Origin of the sequence: Pectinatus cerevisiiphilus (assembly GCF_004341685.1) — a bacterium.
Classification (GTDB): domain Bacteria; phylum Bacillota; class Negativicutes; order Selenomonadales; family Selenomonadaceae; genus Pectinatus; species Pectinatus cerevisiiphilus.
Genome location: NZ_SMAA01000017.1, coordinates 1 through 24,890 on the forward strand (window position 1 = coordinate 1; position 24,890 = coordinate 24,890).

Genomic DNA, 24,890 nt, shown 5'->3' on the forward strand with positions numbered 1-24,890 from the left:
CGTCTCCTTTGCGGGTTTTGTTTGGCGACTTAATTTTAGCAAAAGACGAGGCCTATGTCTTTATTTAATTTTGCGAAAAATATTATACCTTATCCTCAATTATAAACTACTAACAAATAATCGCTGTTTATTTTCTCTATTAAATTTACATTACATTCTGCTCAATTATAAACAAGGACACTGCCATCCCATGCAAATTCTCGATCCATATTTACATTACATTCTGCTCAATTATAAACTCCTCCACAACCCGCCACCTTTGAAACAATAAAAAGATTTACATTACATTCTGCTCAATTATAAACATGAGAATAACGGAAGCAATGAGAGAAACAAACAAAATTTACATTACATTCTGCTCAATTATAAACAAATTTGCGTGCATTTGAAACACTTGTTATTGATACATTTACATTACATTCTGCTCAATTATAAACCGGCGCGGTAGATAGCTTAAGTTGATGCTTTGGCTGATTTACATTACATTCTGCTCAATTATAAACTATGCACTGCCTATTTTCATGTACTTATACTGTTCAATTTACATTACATTCTGCTCAATTATAAACAAAAATACCGTATACACCGGACGAAATACAGATACATTTACATTACATTCTGCTCAATTATAAACTTGATTATAACTTTACGACTAAGGACAAGCAGCTTATTTACATTACATTCTGCTCAATTATAAACGTCCTGTTCTTCAGTTTGTTCTTTTCTGTCATATTCATTTACATTACATTCTGCTCAATTATAAACGCAGGTCCGCCGCTATACCCGACAGTTTTACGGATCATTTACATTACATTCTGCTCAATTATAAACATAGATTAGGCGTTTGATAGCTGCCTGTTTTTCTAAATTTACATTACATTCTGCTCAATTATAAACATATACTAATAATATATCTATGTCGTGGTATAGTGAAGTTGTAACACCTCTGTCTAATAGATTACAATAAATCTATAAAAGAAAGAGAGAGAAAGATGACACATTACGAAGAAGACTTCAAGAAAAAAGTCGTTCGCCTGCATTTAGAAGAGGGAAGGACGTTAAAAAGTTTAGCCGATGAGTATGGTGCATCAAAAGCAGCTATTTCTAAATGGATAAGAACCTATCGCGAAGAATGCCAAATAAACCCAAACAGTAAAAATGAATATGACTATATGAAAGAAAACCTCAAACTCAGAAAACAGCTGGAAGAAACAGAAAAGGAAAATCGCTTCTTAAAAAAAGCCGCGGCATTCTTTGCGAAGGAAATCGAGTAAGAGTTTATCGATTTATTCAACATTATCATTTTGAATTTGGGCTTAGATGGCTGCTGAGAAAATTTGAGCTAAGTCCAAATGCCTACTACAATTTCAAGAAAGATAAAAAAAGTAAATATCGCCGTAAAAAAAGTACTATTGAGAATAGAATTGTCCAACTATACCATGATACGGAAGGTGTAATCGGACACCGCATGATGCGTGTATTTTTAGAACACGAAACTATAAAATTAAGTAAAACAACAATCCATAAATATATGAATAAAGAATTAGGTTTAAAATCGGTCGTAAGGCGTAAAAGGCCGGGATATGTAAGAGGTCATGCCCATAAAATTTTTCCAAATCTACTCAACCAGGATTTTACTGCTAACAATAAGAATACCAAATGGTGTACTGATTTTACCTACCTGTTTTTGACAGATGGCAGCAAGTACTATAATTGCTCCATAATAGATCTTTATGATCGCAGTGTTGTCGCAAGTATTAACGGGAAAGAGATAACCAGTGACCTTGCCATTCGTGCCGTAAAAAAAGCAATTGCTTCCCAACCGACTATAAAAAATAAATTACTACTCCATAGTGATCAAGGGTCGCAATTTACTTCGAAAGAATTTGTTGAGTTCTGCAAGTCGATGAAGATTACACAAAGTATGAGTAAAGCTGGTTATCCCTATGATAATGCCCCGATGGAAAGATATTATAATACATTAAAAAATGAAAAATTAAATTTACACTATTATCATTCAGAGAAAGAATTGGATCAAGCCGTTAGTGACTTTGCTTATATTTGGTATAACCACATGAGACCCCATTCCTATAACCATAACCTGACTCCATTTGAAGCGAGATTTAAGAGTGAAAAAAGTAGTCTAAAGTGTTACAAAAATGCTTGACCATTACACTATTACTATTGTAGATAAATTTACATTACATTCTGCTCAATTATAAACTTAGACGGGAGTGTATAAAAATGGCTAATCCTTTTGATTTACATTACATTCTGCTCAATTATAAACTCCCCTTAGAAGTTACAAATGTGTTGCGTGAACTCAATTTACATTACATTCTGCTCAATTATAAACACTTTTCAACATTTAAAGAAACAATCGCCGAATCTAATTTACATTACATTCTGCTCAATTATAAACCCAACTGCCTACATCTCCTACAAACCTTTTCCAATATTTACATTACATTCTGCTCAATTATAAACTTATCTATAAAATAATTGACAGTTTCAACGAAGATAATTTACATTACATTCTGCTCAATTATAAACTAACAGGTATAATTATAATATTTTTTGTCGGTATTATATTTACATTACATTCTGCTCAATTATAAACGTTGATCTGCTATGTAAATTAATAAATCAATATAAGATTTACATTACATTCTGCTCAATTATAAACAAAATATATTCAACTTGAAAGCAATGAGCTTACGAAATTTACATTACATTCTGCTCAATTATAAACTACCACAGGAATTAAGTAACGAAGATAATATTAAGAATTTACATTACATTCTGCTCAATTATAAACGGGATCGAGTTACTTTCAAGATTCGTGATATCTTCACATTTACATTACATTCTGCTCAATTCTAAACTTACCTAAATCTGTACCAAATGAATCATGTATAAGCATTTACATTACATTCTGCTCAATTCTAAACACAGCCGAAAATTGTTAGCCCGCAGGTACTGTTTGTATTTACATTACATTCTGCTCAATTCTAAACGGACACATATAACGCTATGTACCCGCAAAGTGCGTCATTTACATTACATTCTGCTCAATTATAAACCAATGATAACGGCTAATCTTTATCATTGCGTATCACTGTTTTACATTACATTCTGCTCAATTATAAACCTAATCCAAATGATTTCATAATGACATTATACGATTATTTACATTACATTCTGCTCAATTATAAACCTATCAGATGAATGTGTAACTGCACTACAAGGGCTTATTTACATTACATTCTGCTCAATTATAAACATGGACATCCATGCATAGCAAGATATAAAAAAAATAATTTACATTACATTCTGCTCAATTATAAACAAAAAACTGATATATAATAACCATCCGATTGACCGAATTTACATTACATTCTGCTCAATTATAAACAATACAAGGAACGTAAGGGCTTTAATTTTGACCCAATTTACATTACATTCTGCTCAATTATAAACATACTTGTATCTGTTGCATTTGCGGTAACGGTTAATATTTACATTACATTCTGCTCAATTATAAACTGGACTGTGAATAATAATAAAGCTGCTGGTAGAAAAAATTTACATTACATTCTGCTCAATTATAACCCCCCAAATATAACACCACTTACTGTATCGGCACTACATTTACATTACATTCTGCTCAATTATAAACTTCGGTTGCGGCATCCTGCACAACAAGGCGAATCCATATTTACATTACATTCTGCTCAATTATAAACACTGTCTAAATCTTCAAATTCGGCAAAAGTTATAGCATTTACATTACATTCTGCTCAATTATAAACCAAAAGCCGCGGGCGGCATAGCAACCTCACTAACAGATTTACATTACATTCTGCTCAATTATAAACATGGCGCTGAATCTCGGTAACGACGTGAATAAGCTCATTTACATTACATTCTGCTCAATTATAAACCCGTCTGCTCCGCATTGTTCGGCGATTTTTGCCAACATTTACATTACATTCTGCTCAATTATAAACGTATTGACTTGTCATGCGGGATTACTCTGCTCCCCGTATTTACATTACATTCTGCTCAATTATAAACTTATATCTTATCTTTATCTTGCGTTGATTATTAATATTTACATTACATTCTGCTCAATTATAAACTGGAAGAATCTGTTGTACCCGTTGTCGTACTTGAATATTTACATTACATTCTGCTCAATTATAAACTTTATGATTTAATAAATTTTATAACCGTTGATAATTATTTACATTACATTCTGCTCAATTATAAACTTTGACAATTGTTCTAACGTGTTTTTTAATTTTTTATTTACATTACATTCTGCTCAATTATAAACATAATCAAGATAAAATTGAGTCGCATATGGATATGAATTTACATTACATTCTGCTCAATTATAAACGAACATCCAACAATGAAGCCGATTTCGCTATGTGCAGATTTACATTACATTCTGCTCAATTATAAACAAAGACGATAATATATTTTATGTAATACAAATGTATATTTACATTACATTCTGCTCAATTATAAACGTATTGCTAAATGCAATCGGAAAAGTAAAAGTCCAATTTACATTACATTCTGCTCAATTATAAACCTAGGTCTTAACTGCGGTGTATATGCTAGTAATTATATTTACATTACATTCTGCTCAATTATAAACTTCTTCATTGTTTTGATTATTTTGCACGTAAAGAATAATTTACATTACATTCTGCTCAATTATAAACTTAGAAGAAAAACATATATAAATTTAACAAAAAAAATTTACATTACATTCTGCTCAATTATAAACCTGCTAAAAAAATATCGGATAATAAAATTTTATTCATATTTACATTACATTCTGCTCAATTATAAACTATTTTGCTCAATATCATAAATATATTTTTGCTTTATTTACATTACATTCTGCTCAATTATAAACCTGTTACAAACATAGAATGTTTCCACGTAAGAGCCGTATTTACATTACATTCTGCTCAATTATAAACTATTTTGCTCAATATCATAAATATATTTTTGCTTTATTTACATTACATTCTGCTCAATTATAAACCTGTTACAAACATAGAATGTTTCCACGTAAGAGCCGTATTTACATTACATTCTGCTCAATTATAAACGCAATGTTTCCTCAGCACTATTTGAATGTATTGTGCATTTACATTACATTCTGCTCAATTATAAACAGAACAATAAGAATAGAAAGTAGTGAAGGGTTCTCAATTTACATTACATTCTGCTCAATTATAAACTGACGATAAGCACCTTAATTTTGTATTATCTGGCCATATTTACATTACATTCTGCTCAATTATAAACACAGGCATAAAATAAGCGCCGACAATTTTTGTTCGTATTTACATTACATTCTGCTCAATTATAAACAAAAGGCTGGTTATAAGATGTTTCCTTGCTTTATGAATTTACATTACATTCTGCTCAATTATAAACAAATATTATTAAATATGTTCGGCGTGCACCGTACAAATTTACATTACATTCTGCTCAATTATAAACCTCCTCACAAAATGCTTCAATAACAACTTTCTCCCCATTTACATTACATTCTGCTCAATTATAAACAAGCTTTAGTAATAAAAAGCATAATGCGGCTATTGCATTTACATTACATTCTGCTCAATTATAAACGACGACTACGCAAAGGACAGCAGTGCACAACAAAAAATTTACATTACATTCTGCTCAATTATAAACTAGAAGGACAGACAAAAGATAATGTTTGGCAACCAAATTTACATTACATTCTGCTCAATTATAAACCTCATACGCTTATTTATTTGCGCAGTCTGTTCCATTATTTACATTACATTCTGCTCAATTATAAACTGTTATAAGAGCAGCTATTGATGATCTTATTTCCGGATTTACATTACATTCTGCTCAATTATAAACTTGTACACTTGAAAACGCTGCAGTATTTTCAAATGTATTTACATTACATTCTGCTCAATTATAAACCAGATTGATCATAGTGTTCTTTTAATATCGGTATTAATTTACATTACATTCTGCTCAATTATAAACTAAAGGGCAAGCCGATTACGGTTAATCATATAGCCAATTTACATTACATTCTGCTCAATTATAAACATATGCCATCTTTGCCTTTTTTAACCTCGTCAATGAATTTACATTACATTCTGCTCAATTATAAACGCTTGCATATTAAGCGATCTCCTTTTTAATTTCATATTTACATTACATTCTGCTCAATTATAAACGAGCATTACGTTACCCTGTTGCCACTGTGCCGCGAAATTTACATTACATTCTGCTCAATTATAAACGCTTGCATATTAAGCGATCTCCTTTTTAATTTCATATTTACATTACATTCTGCTCAATTATAAACGAGCATTACGTTACCCTGTTGCCACTGTGCCGCGAAATTTACATTACATTCTGCTCAATTATAAACTGGTGTGAATCCCTGCTGTGAAGCAATTACACAGGAATTTACATTACATTCTGCTCAATTATAAACAAACGGGCGATAGATACAAAGCTCAATAAAATTGCAATTTACATTACATTCTGCTCAATTATAAACGAGATTCAAAAGATACTATTAGTGCGCTCATCCAGCATTTACATTACATTCTGCTCAATTATAAACTGTCCCACCGTATCTTATTTCTGTGTGGTTATAATCATTTACATTACATTCTGCTCAATTATAAACCAACCAATCGTTCGCACAATTAAATGGCAGCTCGAAATTTACATTACATTCTGCTCAATTATAAACAAGACAAACATAGAATTGCTTTTGATAATACCAAGCATTTACATTACATTCTGCTCAATTATAAACTTGTATATCCACTTATCTTTGCCACATTTACTACAGATTTACATTACATTCTGCTCAATTATAAACTTAATAAATCCACTACCAGAACCAGAATCGATTGAAATTTACATTACATTCTGCTCAATTATAAACGCAGGACAAGGTAATGCTCTCCAAAGCTTATCTAAATTTACATTACATTCTGCTCAATTATAAACGGTATGGATTTAAAAAATGAAAGGGCGTTTTATAAAATTTACATTACATTCTGCTCAATTATAAACCTGAACGATGGCGGTACCGTATCTATGACAATGCTTAATTTACATTACATTCTGCTCAATTATAAACAAAATGATATCGTCATATAGAAAATAATTTGACCAAATTTACATTACATTCTGCTCAATTATAAACTCTGACAAAAGGGAAAAATCGGAGGATAAATAAATGATTTACATTACATTCTGCTCAATTATAAACGAATTTTGCTTTATAAACCCGATTGAAGGGGTTGCAATTTACATTACATTCTGCTCAATTATAAACTTGTACATGTTGATACACGTGGTTATGCGGCAAGGATTTACATTACATTCTGCTCAATTATAAACTGCAGCCAAGGAAATAAAAGAGCCAAATTCTAAAGCATTTACATTACATTCTGCTCAATTATAAACAATTATCTACAAGTACAGATAAAAATACCAGCCTTAATTTACATTACATTCTGCTCAATTATAAACTAAATTTCTGCTGGCACAGTACCTTTTTTTATACACATTTACATTACATTCTGCTCAATTATAAACAAATATCTACAAGTACAGATAAAAATACCAGCCTTAATTTACATTACATTCTGCTCAATTATAAACTAAATTTCTGCTGGCACAGTACCTTTTTTTATACACATTTACATTACATTCTGCTCAATTATAAACAAACGTGGCTGATTACATAGAAACAGTTAGGCCAATATTTACATTACATTCTGCTCAATTATAAACCTGGATTAAAAATATTGCTGCCACTATTAATGACAAATTTACATTACATTCTGCTCAATTATAAACCAAAATATACAAAACACTGCGGATTACCTTATCAGAATTTACATTACATTCTGCTCAATTATAAACATAAGCCCCTTTTAATTTTCCAACAAGCTTTTCTATATTTACATTACATTCTGCTCAATTATAAACGCCGCGGCCTTATTGCTTTTCTTGCTGCATTATTAATTTACATTACATTCTGCTCAATTATAAACCACAAGTATGAAATTAGGCGATGGAACACTTACTGAATTTACATTACATTCTGCTCAATTATAAACCATAAAAACCGCCCATGAAGGACGATTTTCGTAACAATTTACATTACATTCTGCTCAATTATAAACGATGAAGCTTATACCGGGACAAATGATAATCGCCCATTTACATTACATTCTGCTCAATTATAAACCGCAGAGCAGGAGCGGTCCAATAATAATCAAATATTATTTACATTACATTCTGCTCAATTATAAACGCATAGAGAAATAGGGGTTATGGCCAAAATTGATGAATTTACATTACATTCTGCTCAATTATAAACAAATGATACCTGTACAGGCAACAAAAACAATTTATCTATTTACATTACATTCTGCTCAATTATAAACGCATATATAGGAAAGCAGGCAACTATCCCTGAAACAATTTACATTACATTCTGCTCAATTATAAACACTCACAGGCAGTTCTTTTTGCAGCATTGGATTGTCATTTACATTACATTCTGCTCAATTATAAACGATCAAATGCATCACCTGATATATACCTTCAGTGCAAATTTACATTACATTCTGCTCAATTATAAACAAAAAGTATGCAGTAAGCATAAACACCGTAAAATCAATTTACATTACATTCTGCTCAATTATAAACTAAATAAAAATCTACACAGAAATCGTCTATCTTCTTCATTTACATTACATTCTGCTCAATTATAAACCACAGGGTTTATTTGCATTTTTAATGGAACGTATTCATTTACATTACATTCTGCTCAATTATAAACAGGAAAACTTGATGGTATAAAATGTGTTTATTTTTCATTTACATTACATTCTGCTCAATTATAAACTAGTTCTAACAGGTATAATCCTGAGAGGGCAACAGAATTTACATTACATTCTGCTCAATTATAAACGGAACTAGCCGACAATGTTACTAAAACGGTTACTAATTTACATTACATTCTGCTCAATTATAAACTATATTAAATGTCACCGGCTATACAGCAGATGACACATTTACATTACATTCTGCTCAATTATAAACAAGAAGCAAAAGCAAAAGAAGAGTCAGCAAAATCGTATTTACATTACATTCTGCTCAATTATAAACTGTGCCTCCTCCATAAACTTCGGCATATCAAGCGCAATTTACATTACATTCTGCTCAATTATAAACTATTAACTTAAAGTTTAAATATTCTGGTATCTGCTTATTTACATTACATTCTGCTCAATTATAAACCCAATGGGGTGCTTTCTTCATGCCCAAATTTAACTGGATTTACATTACATTCTGCTCAATTATAAACTTGATTTTCTCCTTAAATACCATCACGATAGATAAAATTTACATTACATTCTGCTCAATTATAAACGACGAAACTGACATTTTACCACTCCTTTCGTACTCTATTTACATTACATTCTGCTCAATTATAAACCAAGTTTTAGGTTTATCGCTGTTGGTTATTAAACAGATTTACATTACATTCTGCTCAATTATAAACTATCACCTATTAAAATAGCCACCTATCTAATGATAAGATTTACATTACATTCTGCTCAATTATAAACGATATTGCTGACAAATCTATATTACTTGTATAATCATTTACATTACATTCTGCTCAATTATAAACTTGACACGTTGCTTTTTGTAGCATACGTTTTTTTAGATTTACATTACATTCTGCTCAATTATAAACTTACCCAATAGTTATCAAAAATCTGCGTAAAATCAAATTTACATTACATTCTGCTCAATTATAAACTTGTATAGTTATGAGCTGATTTCCATTCATAAGCTTATTTACATTACATTCTGCTCAATTATAAACGTAGCCGCATACGACTATCATGACCTTGAAAACTTATTTACATTACATTCTGCTCAATTATAAACACAAAAAGGAGGACAAATGATAATCTACGTAATTCCATTTACATTACATTCTGCTCAATTATAAACTTGACAGTCATGACAGTATTTTTGCGCGTTATATTCATTTACATTACATTCTGCTCAATTATAAACTTGTTGTTTCTTTTGAGTAGTCTTTTGTGTAGTCTGTATTTACATTACATTCTGCTCAATTATAAACTTATCCAATCAGTTCACCTCCAGGACGGTATTCGCTATTTACATTACATTCTGCTCAATTATAAACTTTTTTGATGCCGCCAAAGCTTCACGTGTGTATATTTACATTACATTCTGCTCAATTATAAACAGGCTTGCCAGACCACATCTCGCTGTCTGCGAATTGTATTTACATTACATTCTGCTCAATTATAAACTATCCTTGAGGGGTCTGTTAGATCCGGTAAAACGGTATTTACATTACATTCTGCTCAATTATAAACCCGGATAATCAGTCACAAAGTATTGCGATCTTTTATTTACATTACATTCTGCTCAATTATAAACCAATGATAGAGGCAATACAGGCTAATGTATATGAAAATTTACATTACATTCTGCTCAATTATAAACCAAAGTATAGAAACAGATCAGGAAGGCATATCAAGAATTTACATTACATTCTGCTCAATTATAAACTCAATCCTATTTTTTGATTGGCCCTGCAACTTAACCATTTACATTACATTCTGCTCAATTATAAACCTTGCTTGGCAAGTTCAACTATTGTGCCGCCAGTGAATTTACATTACATTCTGCTCAATTATAAACGCAGCAGGGCCGCATACGCAGATGGCGCAAAACATAATTTACATTACATTCTGCTCAATTATAAACCTAACAATACAGGTGATAAAGATGCAACTACGTGATATTTACATTACATTCTGCTCAATTATAAACATATGTTAATTCGACTATGCACCGTGCCGCAGGAAAATTTACATTACATTCTGCTCAATTATAAACCCAGAACGTTGACATTCGTTTCGCAGCAAGATCAACATTTACATTACATTCTGCTCAATTATAAACATGTAAAACCGTTTATAAAAAAACTGCGCGTGCCATATTTACATTACATTCTGCTCAATTATAAACTCACCGCTAATGCAGGTACCTGCTTTCGGGGCTTTATTTACATTACATTCTGCTCAATTATAAACCAATGCATTAAATTCTTTTGAATTTAAAAGTACATCATTTACATTACATTCTGCTCAATTATAAACTGGCAAGCATAAAAGGATTAGCAAACAGTAATTTTCATTTACATTACATTCTGCTCAATTATAAACACATTTAAAAAAGACAAAAGAACTTATATTAGTTTCATTTACATTACATTCTGCTCAATTATAAACCTGACTGCGGGGGTTTTAAAACATCCGGGCGAAACAATTTACATTACATTCTGCTCAATTATAAACTATCTCCGGACATACTTGAGCGCATGTTTGCGCTGCATTTACATTACATTCTGCTCAATTATAAACGCAATACGATAAAATGCTTGAATGGGCTGAACAACCATTTACATTACATTCTGCTCAATTATAAACCATATCTTCATTTGGTATGGGAGGTGTGATATACAAAATTTACATTACATTCTGCTCAATTATAAACTGAATCTAGTATAGTCTTAATATCAAGCGTCCCCATATTTACATTACATTCTGCTCAATTATAAACCATATCTTCATTTGGTATGGGAGGTGTGATATACAAAATTTACATTACATTCTGCTCAATTATAAACTGAATCTAGTATAGTCTTAATATCAAGCGTCCCCATATTTACATTACATTCTGCTCAATTATAAACTCATTGTCATGATTGTTTCCGGCTATCAATTAGTGCAATTTACATTACATTCTGCTCAATTATAAACTAAAGAGCAGGCACAGTCATATGTACGGTTTTTATCATTTACATTACATTCTGCTCAATTATAAACCGCTGTCTTTTATATCTGGTTCTTTCTTTGGTGCCACATTTACATTACATTCTGCTCAATTATAAACACTATAATTTTTGCGTATTGTATTATCATCTATATCATTTACATTACATTCTGCTCAATTATAAACTTCTAATGCATCACAAACATCCTTAGCAACAAACCAATTTACATTACATTCTGCTCAATTATAAACTAAACCCTATATCCTCTATCTTGTGTACAAATTTATATTTACATTACATTCTGCTCAATTATAAACCTGATAATAATAATGATCTTGAATTTAAAGATAAAAATTTACATTACATTCTGCTCAATTATAAACGGACCTGCGCTAAAAAATATAAAAATACACTGCATTTATTTACATTACATTCTGCTCAATTATAAACAACGTTCTTTGTAACTCGATGCTTTTAACAGAAGGCATTTACATTACATTCTGCTCAATTATAAACAGATGATTACTGCAATTGATGAGTGATGCTAAAGGAATTTACATTACATTCTGCTCAATTATAAACACTGCTGTATTCATCACTAAGTGCAGTAAGTTTACTATTTACATTACATTCTGCTCAATTATAAACAGCAGTATCCATCACTTCAACTGTAACGATTCCTGCATTTACATTACATTCTGCTCAATTATAAACGTGGATCAATACTATGCGTGTGCGATTATCGGCAGCATTTACATTACATTCTGCTCAATTATAAACTATAACCGCTAATGGTAGCTTGTCCATACACAGTTTTGGATTTACATTACATTCTGCTCAATTATAAACTAAAATTGTCGCACCAACAGCCACACAGGCAATAAAATTTACATTACATTCTGCTCAATTATAAACACAACCGATTCTATTTTTTTTGCAGCTGGTGCAACATTTACATTACATTCTGCTCAATTATAAACTTAGTCGTAACGGTTTTTATAGGATCTTCATTCTTACATTTACATTACATTCTGCTCAATTATAAACGAAAAAAATTATTACAGTCACAAGTACCGATTGTTAATTTACATTACATTCTGCTCAATTATAAACCTAGTCGGAATAATGCATAATAATAGTGTGCATACTAATTTACATTACATTCTGCTCAATTATAAACATTTACAGGAACAATCACCTTAACTATGTTAAATGTATTTACATTACATTCTGCTCAATTATAAACCCGCCAGACAAAGACGGCAATGTAATTATAGCAAAATTTACATTACATTCTGCTCAATTATAAACTCAATAGTTAGACCTATAGATTGCCGCATTTTATTTATTTACATTACATTCTGCTCAATTATAAACTGTCTGCTAAGGCAGCGCATCACCGCATTGACGACAATTTACATTACATTCTGCTCAATTATAAACATGAAAATCGTAATTCAGCGGATGGTGTAAAAGATTAATTTACATTACATTCTGCTCAATTATAAACCCGATCAGATACATGAGCTTGTTAATAATACGACGATTTACATTACATTCTGCTCAATTATAAACAGGACTTAAAAAGGGCCTTGTGGTTACACTGTTTATAATAATAAAATTGTCGATCCCCGATTATTTTTATCAAATGTTTCTATAAAATATCATCTATTCTTTTCAATCCTTATAGCTAGGCTTTTTATATTGACTGTCGTACCCATTATATTTTTACTAAATTGCTGATCGACAGAATATCTTAAAAATCTACATAACTATAAAAATTGACTAGTTTTATCATCTTCGTCAGTAATAAATTCTTTTTGCATCCATATATTATTACGTCCTTTAAATATAATACATGAATCTATATCTTGCCGTAAATACTTTTGTATTTCTATTTTTAATTTCAATAATTGACCATCAGATAATTCACCTTCAAACACAGAATTTTGTATATGTGTCAAATACTTCTTACAAATTTTAAATACATTACGCAATACTTTAGCTCCTTGTACATCAAGTTTTATATCATATACCAATACGAGATACACATTCTCACCACCATATCTTAAATGCCTTATATTCTTGAATACCAGTTAAATGTTTAATTAGCTTATATACTTCTAACCGCATTAAATGCTGATAAGACACATCTCGATTAAGGCTTTTATGTTTTATCGTTTTTTTCAAATAAGAGTCTACTGCCATCATAATTTTTTTAGCTACTGTATCCTTCATTCGAATATATTCTACTTCTTTATCAAAATCTTTTTCTGTTACAATTTTCTTATTAAGTAGCGAAAAAATTAACCTATCAGCTATTAATGGTTTAAAAATTTCGGCAATATCTAAAGATAGCGAAAATCTTTTAGTAGACGGCTCATGTAAATAACTTATTGTTGGATTTATCTGTGTTTTATATAATTCAGTAAGTACCTTGGTATAAATTATCGAATTAACAAATGATATCAATGTATTTATCATATTATTAGGTGGTCTTTTTTCTCGCCTTTCGAAATTTATATCAACATCAATTATTTTTTGCCATGCTGCATAATAACATTTATGAATATTCCCTTCAATCCCCATTAACTCTTGCACATTTTTGCAATATTTTATATGAGAATATAATGAATTGATTTCATTCATTGTTTCTAATATATCTTTACCACGCCCATTATAATAACGTAAATTACGATAAATATTTTCATATGCTCCTATTACAAATGCCTTTGCAAGAAGAAGCCTTTTTTGGGGATCAGTATAATGTTCAACCTGTTTTATCAACAAGGAACCTGATACTTGTCGTTCGCGTGGATAAAAACTTCCCGCATAAAATTCGTAATAATTAAAGAAATGAATAATGACACCATTTTGTGACAAAAAATTTATTAACTTCGTATTAAATGTCATTTCTGAAAATACGTAAATATCACGAACTCGCTCAATAGGAATATCACGATTTTGCCCGTTATCCATACAAAGCTGTAGTGTATTATCTTTTCTTTTTATTTGTCCACTGCTAAAAATATAGTATGACTGACCCATATACTATTACCCCGCTCCTATATATAGCAAAATTCATAATACGCACAAGCCCTACATGGTTTCTTTATCCCTATCTGTGGTGGTTTCGGCAGTATTAAAATATTAGTAATCATCTGTAAATTTTCTTCTATTTGATGTATATCATCATCAATTAATTCAACATTTTCCACAATACGTTCTTTGGGTATTTTAAGTAAACCCTTCACCTGATTCAACCCATGTTTTTTCAATACATATAAATAATATTTTATTTGATTTATTGCCATCTTTTTTTCTTTTTCGCTTTTTTTAATCTCACAAACAATACCATTATGAATGTAGTCAATATTTATTGTATCATCAATAAGAATATGTTTTTTCTCTCTCTTATATGTATCTTCATCAATAAGCTTGCCAATAAACACAGCCTCACTTTCCTGCTCCATATTTATATTATGTGCAAAAAGCCACAATTTCCTATGACACAAAAAATAATATGAGTACATTACGCCTGTTATTTTTCTCATAGTTAAATCCTCATATAAATCTATTCTCATTGTCAATTTCTGTTACAAGTATTCCTGAACCGATCAACAATTTTTCGTCAAAATTATACTCACAATATGCCCTGTGTATATCAAGCTTTTCTATCCCTTTTATAGCATTTTTATCAATATATAACTTTTTATTGTTTAAAGTACTTATTGGAATGTCTACAGTATATTCTCTAAGTTTTTCTTCATATCTTAATCGTTCAAGCAAAGCCATTCTTTTATTTATTGCTAAAACTTCAATAAGTTTTTTAACCTGCGGAATATCATTATAGAACTTGTCAGGTAATATAGTTATGCTTTGAATATTTCTGAACAATTGATGGGATTCACTAAGATTAAAACTATTAGGTAGGAGATCAATTAAATACTGCATATTTTCTTTAATTTTTAGATAATATTTACTATTTTTTAATCTATCTATATTATATACAGCATCTACATAATCAAATTTGGCACATTCATCAAAGATTGTATCATTATATTTTTGTATTAATTGCCATGATGGTTCATATATGTCTAAATACTGATAAACATTATTAGACCCAACTCCATTCCCAGTATTATAAATATATACATTTGGCTGTCCCTTAAGATAATCGGCATTATAATTTCTTTTACGAAAGCACCGCCCCATTCTCTGCAATAAACTATCAGCCGGACACATTTCTGTAAATAATATATCGTAATCAATATCAAGACTAGCTTCGACAATCTGCGTACTTACCCAAATAACTGGTGTATCATTTTGTGCATCATTTATTATTGCTTCTTCTAATATTTTTCTATGTTTGCGGATAAAACGGCTGTGCAATAGTCTTACTGTCACTTTTATTTCTGATTGGTCATTATATTTTTGAATTTCAGCATATACTTGTTGCGCCTTTTTTACTGTATTGCAAAGGACAAGCACTTTATATGTTTGTCCCTTATTAAAAATTAGATCATAGTCAAATTCACCATCAATACATGTTATTTTATGTCTGCTAGAACATCCATCTACATAATATTTTTCTGATGGCATCTCAAACGGAATATTATTCTCTATCATGAGTTCATGCAATACTGGTGGAAAAGTAGCTGTTATTATCGCAAACTTACCGCCAAGTTTAGTAACAATTTTTAATCCATATAAAATATATGCCAATATATCTGGTGAATACATCTGTATCTCGTCAATCACCAGGTGTGAATATTTTAATGTTGCCGGTATCATTTCTGAACCTATAGATTTGAATACAAAATAAAATAGCTGGTCTACCGTACAGACTGTCAACGGAAACGACAATAATTTTGCCTTCTTTTGACGTTCCACCGGATCATCTTTAATTTTAAGACCTGTGTTCTTATCATTTTGATTAAAATAGTATGCCAACATTCCTGAATGAAGTAAGGTTATTTTTTCTTTATCGTATTTGTATTCCTTACATATACGTTCGTAAATAGCGTTTATTGATACTTTTAGTGGTAGTGTATAAAAAGTTTTAAAACCATCCAACCATAACAATGCCGCTTCAGTTTTACCACAACCGGTAGATGCAATGACTATCAGATTTTTATCTTTACGCTGTGCCATATACATTTGTACTGGTCGCAATCCTTTTTCAGTAAAAGCTCTTTGTATTTTATTTTTGAAAAAGTCATTTGCCATTGGCTGTATTTCCATTACCCTTGCATCACTGCTTGCCGCATAATCAATACGATTCAATATACCCTTAATAACAATATATCTTAAATACAGTTTTTTATCTTTCCCCCAATGTGTTCCCTTTATATTTCTGCATGAAGGTATAATATGATTAAAATAACGTGCTCGTTTATCCTTTAATTCATAAGCTATATTTGTTATTTCATCTGTATAACTAACTGGTAAATGTTCCTCAATATATTTTTTTAAGCTAACCACATTGTAGCAATCTTCCCGTGTGTGATGATTGTATATTGCTGTCAACAATATTTCCATATTTTCAAGGCCTATACTTTTTTGCATTTCACGCGTATATAGATATGCGCAGCTTAAAAAACCATGCGGTATTTCTCCCGATACATGCATGTTTTTATGTTCATTAATATTTATTGCAATTTTTTCTTGAAACAAATCATTTAGTTTTCCTAAATCATGATATTCTATTGCTATTGCGATCAGACTTTGCTCCGATTTATCAAATGCCGCAGGATAAATTTTTAAAAAATATTCCCATATATTCCTTAGATCAGCTGTATGCTCAGCTACCGTCTTTAGTGGATCTGATTTAGCCCAATACTTCATAGTATATCTCCTACAAATATTACTGCGGACTAAATTTGCCCGCAGTAATATTTCTTTTATGCTAAAAATAAAGGAATACTATCTTCATCAATGTAGATTGCATCTTTATCTTCATCAAATTCTATATCCTTAAAAATAGCTGTATGTGCCACCCGTACTTTTTCATTCCAGCGTCTTAAATTTTGCTTATCTGTATGGAACACTTTATTTAAATTATAAATGGTTCCAACTTGACGTAAACTTGTTTCATCTAAATATTTTACCGGTATATAGGCTTCATATTGTTCCAGTACAACATTATCATTCCATTCCTTTACTTCAACAACTGCTACCTCATCAACACGCAGTAAATCCTCATGCCGCCCCAGTGATAAATAGTTTTGCGGTTTTAATAATCCTTCTTTTATCAACTCTAGCTCTGTTTCATTTTCCGGTTTTATGTGAATAACAAGCTCGACATCTGTCAACAGCTCTATATAACCTATGCCGATATTAATACCATCTTTTTTGTTCCCATTTTTTACCCAATCTTGGTGGCGATCCGCTTCATATTGTATGCCGAAAGCATATTTTGTATACATTTCGCTAATAGAACTATGATACTTACCTTGCACGCTTATATCCATCGGATGATATTTAATAAAGCCACAAGCAGAATGAACCATGCCTATGATTGTCGAGTATGGCGGAAGTGGATATGTTTCCTTTATTTGGAAGCTAGTTGGTTTACGATAATTGGGCAGTTGTTGGCAACATTTTACCCGTATGACCTTATTCATAATAGTTATCCACTTCTGCTTTTAAATTGATAAAAAATTTATTTATTGTCCCAACATTAGGTAATTTTGTCTTAATATCATTTTCATTTGCCAATATATCACTTAAGCAGCCTATTGATGTATTTTTCTTTACATCATCATCTTCTAATATCTCACCCAAACATTCTATAGCTAAATTATTTTTATAACTAAACTTTAATCGATTTTCAAAATACGGATTTTTACGTTCATATATACCACCAATGGCAAACACCGGACTCATATTTTCTCTGCGTCCCTTAATATCACGATATAAAAATTCTACCTGATCAAGGAATTGCTTAACTCTATTAGCCTTTTCAATATTTTCTATTTCTATATCACCATCGATACCCACTTTATCAAGGTCAATAGTAATTGTATATGTATAAAACGATTTATGAATTTCACTTTGTGCTATTGAATTCTGGGTATCCTTATCACGCACCGAAAGCCCCATATTGGTCATATAGTCCAAATCACCATTAAAGGGTTCCAATGCAATAGCATTACTCAACCGCACCACTGCTGCTCTTTTATTAGAACCTCCCTTTGCTTCCTCCGTCTTAGCGGTTGTCTTCAAATAGCCAAATAAATCAATTTCCGGATAATCCATAATTGTAGCTTCTGGTGCAAATTGTACAACTTTTTTCGTTCCACTACCTGAAGAAATAATTGGTGTATTATCCCACCCAGCAATTTTCATAAGGTTGTAGCGTATTGCCTGCCGCGAAATATAACTATATTGTTTTTTATCATTTCTTCCCATTTTTTTAGGATTGTTATATTACCTATGCCTTCCGAGTAGTTAGCACTTTCCGCTTCTATTATAAAACTTGCAGTTAATCCTTTTTTTTGCATAATTATTTCTTCCCCTCTATTTTGCTATTTTCTTTTTCCATTTCTTTTGAATTACTTTTCAGTCCCAATATATAAGCATAACCTAATTGTTGAAAAACATCACTATTTGCAAATCCTTCTAAAAATTCACTTGGAACCGGACGTCCATAACCAGCATATGTTTTCAAAATAATCTGCCAAAAATGATTATCATCATTTATCTGCAAGGCATTAAGCAACTGAAAAGTTAATCCTCGCAACTTATTATCCACATCAGCGCTGCCACCTCTGTCACTGACAAAGAACCCTCTTAACTGCTGTCCCTCTTTATATAATTTTCTTACATAAAACATATTAGCCTTTGCTCTTTCCATGTTATCCCCTCCTGTCATTTTTTGCTGAATCATTAAGACATTATATAAATAACCAACCTGTTTATTTTCCTGTAATGAATAGTGTATTATACTATTTAGTAAATTATATTGATTGTTACGGTTAAAAATATTTCTTAGCACTGCATCTTGCACATTAAAATATTCTGGTGGATGTAATTGAATGGATTTCTTTCCTATTTTTTCTATATCCTTCATACATTCTTGCAATAAAATTAATATATCCTTAGCAATTACATTAAAATTATATTTTTCTTGATCTTTCTCCCTAACCACCACTTGAATATTATCACATAATACGACTTTTTGATTAAGTATTTCCTGTACTACAGCATTCCATATTTTATACCAAACATTCTCTTGCTCATCTTTTCTCAAATTAACTGCAGCAATTATATTCTTATTGACACTAACCAAATTATCTATATCAGTATTATGATTAACAAATATCATATCACGTTCCAATGGCACAAACCCCAATGGCGCTAAACTATAGACAAAAGCACATATTGGACAAAGGTGTGCATCCGGTTTATAATCCCAAAAAGCAGATTTTTTTCTTGCCATGTCATCAGCAGAATCATTGAGAAAAGAAATATCTATTGGTTTTGCCAATACCGCATCACAGACAATACAATGTCTACTGCTTTTCTTTTCTTTTGGTGGTTCCTTCAGATATTTGCCCATACCTTCAACAAAATCCTTATAATAGATACCTTTTATGTCCTTTTTAGCATTAGCTCTATTCAAAAATGATTTTCCTGACCAGATTGCATTAATGCGCGAATACATTATATCTTTCATTAAAAAAGTTTCTTTGCAAAAATCATCTTGCAATTTCTCTTTTAATTGCAATAATTCTTTATATTTTTCTTCATAATCCTTAATTTCTTTTATTTTCTTACATTCTGTCTTCAGGTCAATATTAATATTTTTTGCTTGTAATATTGCACAGGCTGTTATGTAACTAGCTCTAGCCAATCCGCTATTTCCTAATAAAAAGTTATACCGATCATCTAATTTTTTCTTATTGTCCTTATTTTCATTTTCAATATAAATCTTTGTCAACTTTTGAATATTATCAACTTCATCATTTAACAACCTAGTATAGGCGCTATTTGGGGCAAATACAGCAATATGGGTATCTATATATGCCTGTGCCAAATCAATACTTAACAAAAACTTCTTAGAAACTCTAAGTTCATTATTTATTATTTCATAATCCTCACCTTTTTGCGCCCCAGTATTTTCTAATAAGCGGACAAAACCAACAAGACCAGCATTATAGATAAAATCACTTGTATATAAACTTATAAAATCCTCCATAATTTCCTCCTTTCTCTAGTAGACTTTTTCAAATAACCCAAATCCTATCGAACGATTCGCTCCTATTCCTGCTTTATAAAGAATATCCAACAGCTGCGGTTGCCCCTGTAAACGTAGAACACCAATTGTTCCATCAACAGTATGATGAAAGGTTTTGACTATACAATTTTTAGTTTGTATATTTTCAATTCTAAACCCCTTTATCAACGCTGTATTAAGTTCTAACATAGATATTTGTGCCGCAACAGCTTCTTTTGCTTTTTCAGGAAAATCAGCATCACTGCATTTTACATAACGATTAGTATTATTAGTTTTATCATGAATTCTCACTACAAAAGGAGATAGTAATTTTATGACTATTTGTGATTGGGTAATTTTGTGTTCAGGTAATATAACCAAATTATTTAGCATCATTGCATTATTATCTCCCAATTCAAAGGCTTTATTCTTTTTTCCTAAAAAAGCGTTATAAAAAATCAAAGCATCACGCTCATCTAAAGCTGACCAATTAAATTCTATTTTATCTCCCGCTAAAAGTATTTCATTTTTTTTAAATTCAGGTTTTGGCAAACGTAAGGAGAATGAAAAACTTTTTATTTTTGCACCATTATTGTAATACAACTCAAAAAATTTTTTATTATAACTACATAAAGCATTTTTCATAAAAGAAACGCATGACGCCCTATAATCTACAGGCAGTTGTGCCTTCTTTAAAGAAAAACTTAACTGCATTCGCATATTGCTCACCTCCTTTTTACATAACCTATTCTAAATTAATACAAAATGATAAATATTAATTTCTATATTATTTTGTATTTTCCTGCAAATGATATTTTCAAGATACTACTGCACAATTTTTCATGATTCATTAATGTTTTAAATTAAGAAGTAATTATCGTACATACGGTATACAGAAAATTGTAAAAATAGTAAAATATATACATCCATCTATTATATGCTGATACGGTATAATATTTTTGCAAAATAAAATGAGTAAGTAATCAAACTTAATGATTTGGTCAGGTCGCTTCCAAGTATGAGCGTACAGAAGAATCGTGATTTACGTGGTGTTCGCTTGATGATTGGCGATAAATGCCAAGCAATGTATAATTACATAGTTATACACAAAAATATAAAAGACACCACCCTAAAACAAATAAGTCATCCAATTGCTAAAGAGTTACACTTTTGATGATAAAATAGCACTGCTTAAATCAAAATATACTGGTAAAGGAAAGTCCTTGATATATGTGTTATAATATATAGAATTTGATAGCAAAAGGACAAGTGATAATAGTGGAATGGCTCATAGCTTTAGATCATAATACAATATTTTGGGTGCAAAATAATCTAATCAGCAGCACAATTACCCCCTTCATGAAAAATTTATCTTGGTTAGGAAATATGGGAAAAATATGGATCTTCTTAGATGTGATCTTGTTATGCATAAGAAAATATCGGCGCGTGGGAATGGCTGTTTTCATTACCCTGTTTTTTAGTTTAGTTATCGGGGATGGTTTATTGAAACATACCATTATGCGAACAAGACCCTGCATTGATTATCCGTGGGTACCTTTACATCTGCCTATGCCTGCAGCTAACGACTATTCATTTCCTTCTGTGCACGCATTCTCGTCTTTTGCAGCTGCATTCGTTATGGTAAAAGGAATAAAAAGTCGCTGGATTTTATTGATGTTTGTATTAGCTGGCGGCATAGCATTTTCACGGGTATACCTTTTTATGCATTACCCAAGTGATGTATTAATCGGAGCCCTTTTAGGAATCGCATCAGGATTAATTGCATGGTATCTATCTGGAAAATTGTTTCTATGGCATAAAAACAGTATTAAAAAACAATTTTAAATCATATATTTCTGCTAACTAGGCAAATTTAAGCCCCGACATTAGCTAAAACTAGTGTCGAGGTTTTTTGCTGTTCAATTTGATATTACAATTTAAAGAAATATTATTTTACATTCAAAAAGTATTATTAAAAATAAAACAAGTAGGCTGTCAAAATATGCTGTCAGAAAACACTGGACACAAAAAAGCACTTCAGGATAGAATCCCAAAGTGCCTTATTTTTCTTATTGGTGCGGAAGACAGGACTTGAACCTGCACTCACGGGGAACTGGATCCTAAGTCCAGCGCGTCTGCCAATTCCGCCACTTCCGCATTGCAATTTATTATAAATGTTTTTATTTAGATAGTCAATAATTATTTTCTTTTTGCCAAATATTTTTCCCGCAATTTTAATTTTCTTTTTACTGCTTCGATAAATTCTACGACATTATCTAAATCCTTCTGGTCAGGATGCTGTGAAGCTGCTTCCCATCTTTTTAGATTGCGCGCATTAGGCGCATGCGGGTCATCTGCTGGAATTGAAGCCCTTCTACTTAACAATGCTGGATTTATTTTTCCCTGACATGCAAACGTCCCCAAAATATCACAATTATCTCCCAGACAGCTTGCTGCGCGGGCAAAAGCTGTGACACTATGTTCACTGCCAACTTCCGTTCCATGTGTTTGAAACAGTACTACTTTCTGGTTCGTTATCCTGCTAAGAAATTTTTTAGTCAATACATCGGGGCCGCCTCGCGTAAGCCAATAACCTACCGCAATAACATCATACTCCGCAAGCTCTGTATCATCAGGAAATTCCTTTAGCAAACAAATATCACTTTCATCTTTAGCAAGAGCCTTATACATTGCTTCTGCAACCTTTTTGGTATTGCCTGTATTACTTGAATAAACAATGAGCCATCTTTGCAAAACCATCCACTCCTTTTTTTATATTGGCAATAGCTGTTGTCATATTTATCTTTATCGAATACTTTTCCAACAGTAAAATACTTACTCCTCAAGAATAACAATGATTTTCTCTCTCCTAGGTAACGTTTTCTAGAAAAAGATTACACAAACTTATTGTCTATTATTGAGTTTACTGTAATAGTTTATTATAATATAAAGAAAAGATCTGTTGCAAATATAACAAAAGGTGGATTTTATGAAAAATATTTTTTCGTTTAACTATAAAACTTTCGGAAAAATGCCTGATGTCTTCATTAACGTAATAAAAACGTCACCCCTTTTTATTGGTGCCTCGGAAAAGGAAATTTACTCTATGCTGGCCTGTTTAGGCAGCTTTGCTGGTAAATATGAAAAAAATGAAGCAATCTTTCATGCCAATGAAAATATTACCAATGTGGGGCTCGTTTTGTCAGGCAGCCTTTATCTCGAAAGAGAAGACTATTGGGGCAACCGCAGTCTTCTTCTCCGTGTCGAAAAAGGAGAGCTTTTCGGTGAAATCTATGCCTGTGAACCATTGCTTTCAACAAATATCAGTGCTATTTCAGCGGAAGAAACGGTTGTCCTCTTCATGGATGTCCAACGTATAACTACGCTGTGTACCTCCAATTGTATCTACCATTCCCAACTCATCCATAACTTATTATCTGTTTTAGCTAAAAAAGCTTATATGCTGACCTGTAAAATCAATCATATAACAAAACGCACCACCCGCAACAAACTTCTGTCTTATTTTTCCGAACAGGCATTACTTGCCGGCAGCAGCGAATTTATGATTCCTTTCAACAGACAGGAATTAGCCGATTTTCTCTCTGTAAACCGCAGTGCCATGTCCGCTGAGCTTTCCCGCATGCAGTCAGAAGGAATAATCACTTTTTGTAAAAATCATATCAAGCTGCAAAAGGTAGACAATCCACTTTAAAAATAATATTAATACCA

General features: G+C 31.3%; 14 protein-coding genes, 1 tRNA gene and 2 CRISPR repeat arrays. Of the genes, 4 read left to right on the top strand and 11 right to left on the bottom strand.

The features are described 5' to 3' along the window. Window positions 1–143: 143 nt before the first annotated feature. Window positions 144–898: direct repeats of the CRISPR family, unit length 30 nt; unit sequence ATTTACATTACATTCTGCTCAATTATAAAC. A gap of 94 nt (window positions 899–992) precedes the next feature. Continuing rightward, window positions 993–2,167, top strand: a protein-coding gene (locus EDC37_RS10135; RefSeq protein ID WP_132550982.1) for an IS3 family transposase whose coding sequence is annotated in 2 segments (ribosomal slippage) — window positions 993–1,245 and window positions 1,245–2,167 — 1,176 coding nt in all. Because the reading frame shifts where the segments join, the coding sequence is not laid out codon by codon here. Between the two features lie 27 nt (window positions 2,168–2,194). Further along, window positions 2,195–13,516: a CRISPR direct-repeat array (repeat unit 30 nt; unit sequence ATTTACATTACATTCTGCTCAATTATAAAC). Between the two features lie 197 nt (window positions 13,517–13,713). On the opposite strand, the gene cas2 is transcribed toward EDC37_RS10135, so the two are convergent. Genes cas2 through cas6 form a run of 9 tightly spaced genes read right to left on the bottom strand, consistent with a single transcriptional unit; the run spans window position 13,714 to window position 21,881 of the window. Next, window positions 13,714–13,992, bottom strand: a complete 279-nt coding sequence (gene cas2, locus EDC37_RS10140; RefSeq protein ID WP_132550984.1) for a CRISPR-associated endonuclease Cas2 — start codon at window positions 13,990–13,992, stop codon at window positions 13,714–13,716. 4 nt (window positions 13,993–13,996) lie between these two features. Beyond that, on the bottom strand, window positions 13,997–14,989 hold the full coding sequence (cas1b, locus tag EDC37_RS10145) for a type I-B CRISPR-associated endonuclease Cas1b (protein WP_132550986.1): 993 nt from the start codon (window positions 14,987–14,989) through the stop codon (window positions 13,997–13,999). A 17-nt stretch (window positions 14,990–15,006) separates the two neighbouring features. Then, entirely contained in the window at window positions 15,007–15,495 is a 489-nt protein-coding gene (locus EDC37_RS10150) for a CRISPR-associated protein Cas4 (protein ID WP_132550988.1), read from the bottom strand. A 10-nt stretch (window positions 15,496–15,505) separates the two neighbouring features. Next, a complete protein-coding gene (gene cas3, locus EDC37_RS10155; RefSeq protein ID WP_132550990.1) occupies window positions 15,506–17,788 on the bottom strand; it encodes a CRISPR-associated helicase Cas3' in 2,283 nt (760 codons plus the stop codon). A 56-nt stretch (window positions 17,789–17,844) separates the two neighbouring features. After that, complete coding sequence (gene cas5b / locus EDC37_RS10160) at window positions 17,845–18,567, bottom strand: type I-B CRISPR-associated protein Cas5b (RefSeq protein ID WP_132550992.1); 723 nt, start codon at window positions 18,565–18,567, stop codon at window positions 17,845–17,847. Next, window positions 18,560–19,354, bottom strand: a complete 795-nt coding sequence (gene cas7i, locus EDC37_RS10165; protein WP_207900828.1) for a type I-B CRISPR-associated protein Cas7/Cst2/DevR — start codon at window positions 19,352–19,354, stop codon at window positions 18,560–18,562. Before cas7i ends, cas5b begins: the two co-directional genes overlap by 8 nt. Then, complete coding sequence (locus tag EDC37_RS12435) at window positions 19,288–19,446, bottom strand: hypothetical protein (protein ID WP_207900829.1); 159 nt, start codon at window positions 19,444–19,446, stop codon at window positions 19,288–19,290. The genes cas7i and EDC37_RS12435 overlap by 67 nt, the downstream gene beginning before the upstream one ends. Window positions 19,447–19,448: 2 nt before the next feature. Then, a complete protein-coding gene (cas8a1, locus tag EDC37_RS10170) occupies window positions 19,449–21,143 on the bottom strand; it encodes a type I-B CRISPR-associated protein Cas8b1/Cst1 (RefSeq protein ID WP_132550994.1) in 1,695 nt (564 codons plus the stop codon). Window positions 21,144–21,158: 15 nt separating this feature from the next. Next, the gene (gene cas6 / locus EDC37_RS10175) at window positions 21,159–21,881 is read right to left on the bottom strand and encodes a CRISPR-associated endoribonuclease Cas6 (RefSeq protein WP_132550996.1); all 723 of its coding nucleotides are present in this window, start codon (window positions 21,879–21,881) and stop codon (window positions 21,159–21,161) included. Window positions 21,882–22,179: 298 nt separating this feature from the next. On the opposite strand from cas6, the gene EDC37_RS12310 reads away from it, so the two are divergent. Together EDC37_RS12310 and EDC37_RS10180 are read left to right on the top strand one after the other, a co-directional pair. Beyond that, window positions 22,180–22,335: a hypothetical protein gene (locus EDC37_RS12310; protein WP_165874504.1), complete on the top strand. Its 156-nt coding sequence runs from the start codon at window positions 22,180–22,182 to the stop codon at window positions 22,333–22,335. A 95-nt stretch (window positions 22,336–22,430) separates the two neighbouring features. Next, complete coding sequence (locus EDC37_RS10180; RefSeq protein WP_165874505.1) at window positions 22,431–23,006, top strand: phosphatase PAP2 family protein; 576 nt, start codon at window positions 22,431–22,433, stop codon at window positions 23,004–23,006. A gap of 228 nt (window positions 23,007–23,234) precedes the next feature. Here EDC37_RS10180 and EDC37_RS10185 read toward each other — a convergent pair. Both EDC37_RS10185 and EDC37_RS10190 read right to left on the bottom strand, forming a co-directional pair. Further along, a tRNA-Leu gene (locus EDC37_RS10185) sits at window positions 23,235–23,318 on the bottom strand. A gap of 42 nt (window positions 23,319–23,360) precedes the next feature. Continuing rightward, the gene (locus EDC37_RS10190; RefSeq protein WP_330998887.1) at window positions 23,361–23,921 is read right to left on the bottom strand and encodes a flavodoxin family protein; all 561 of its coding nucleotides are present in this window, start codon (window positions 23,919–23,921) and stop codon (window positions 23,361–23,363) included. Between the two features lie 229 nt (window positions 23,922–24,150). Here EDC37_RS10190 and EDC37_RS10195 point away from each other — a divergent pair, with 229 nt between their 5' ends. After that, window positions 24,151–24,873: a Crp/Fnr family transcriptional regulator gene (locus EDC37_RS10195; protein ID WP_196589928.1), complete on the top strand. Its 723-nt coding sequence runs from the start codon at window positions 24,151–24,153 to the stop codon at window positions 24,871–24,873. The last annotated feature ends 17 nt before the right edge of the window (window positions 24,874–24,890 follow it).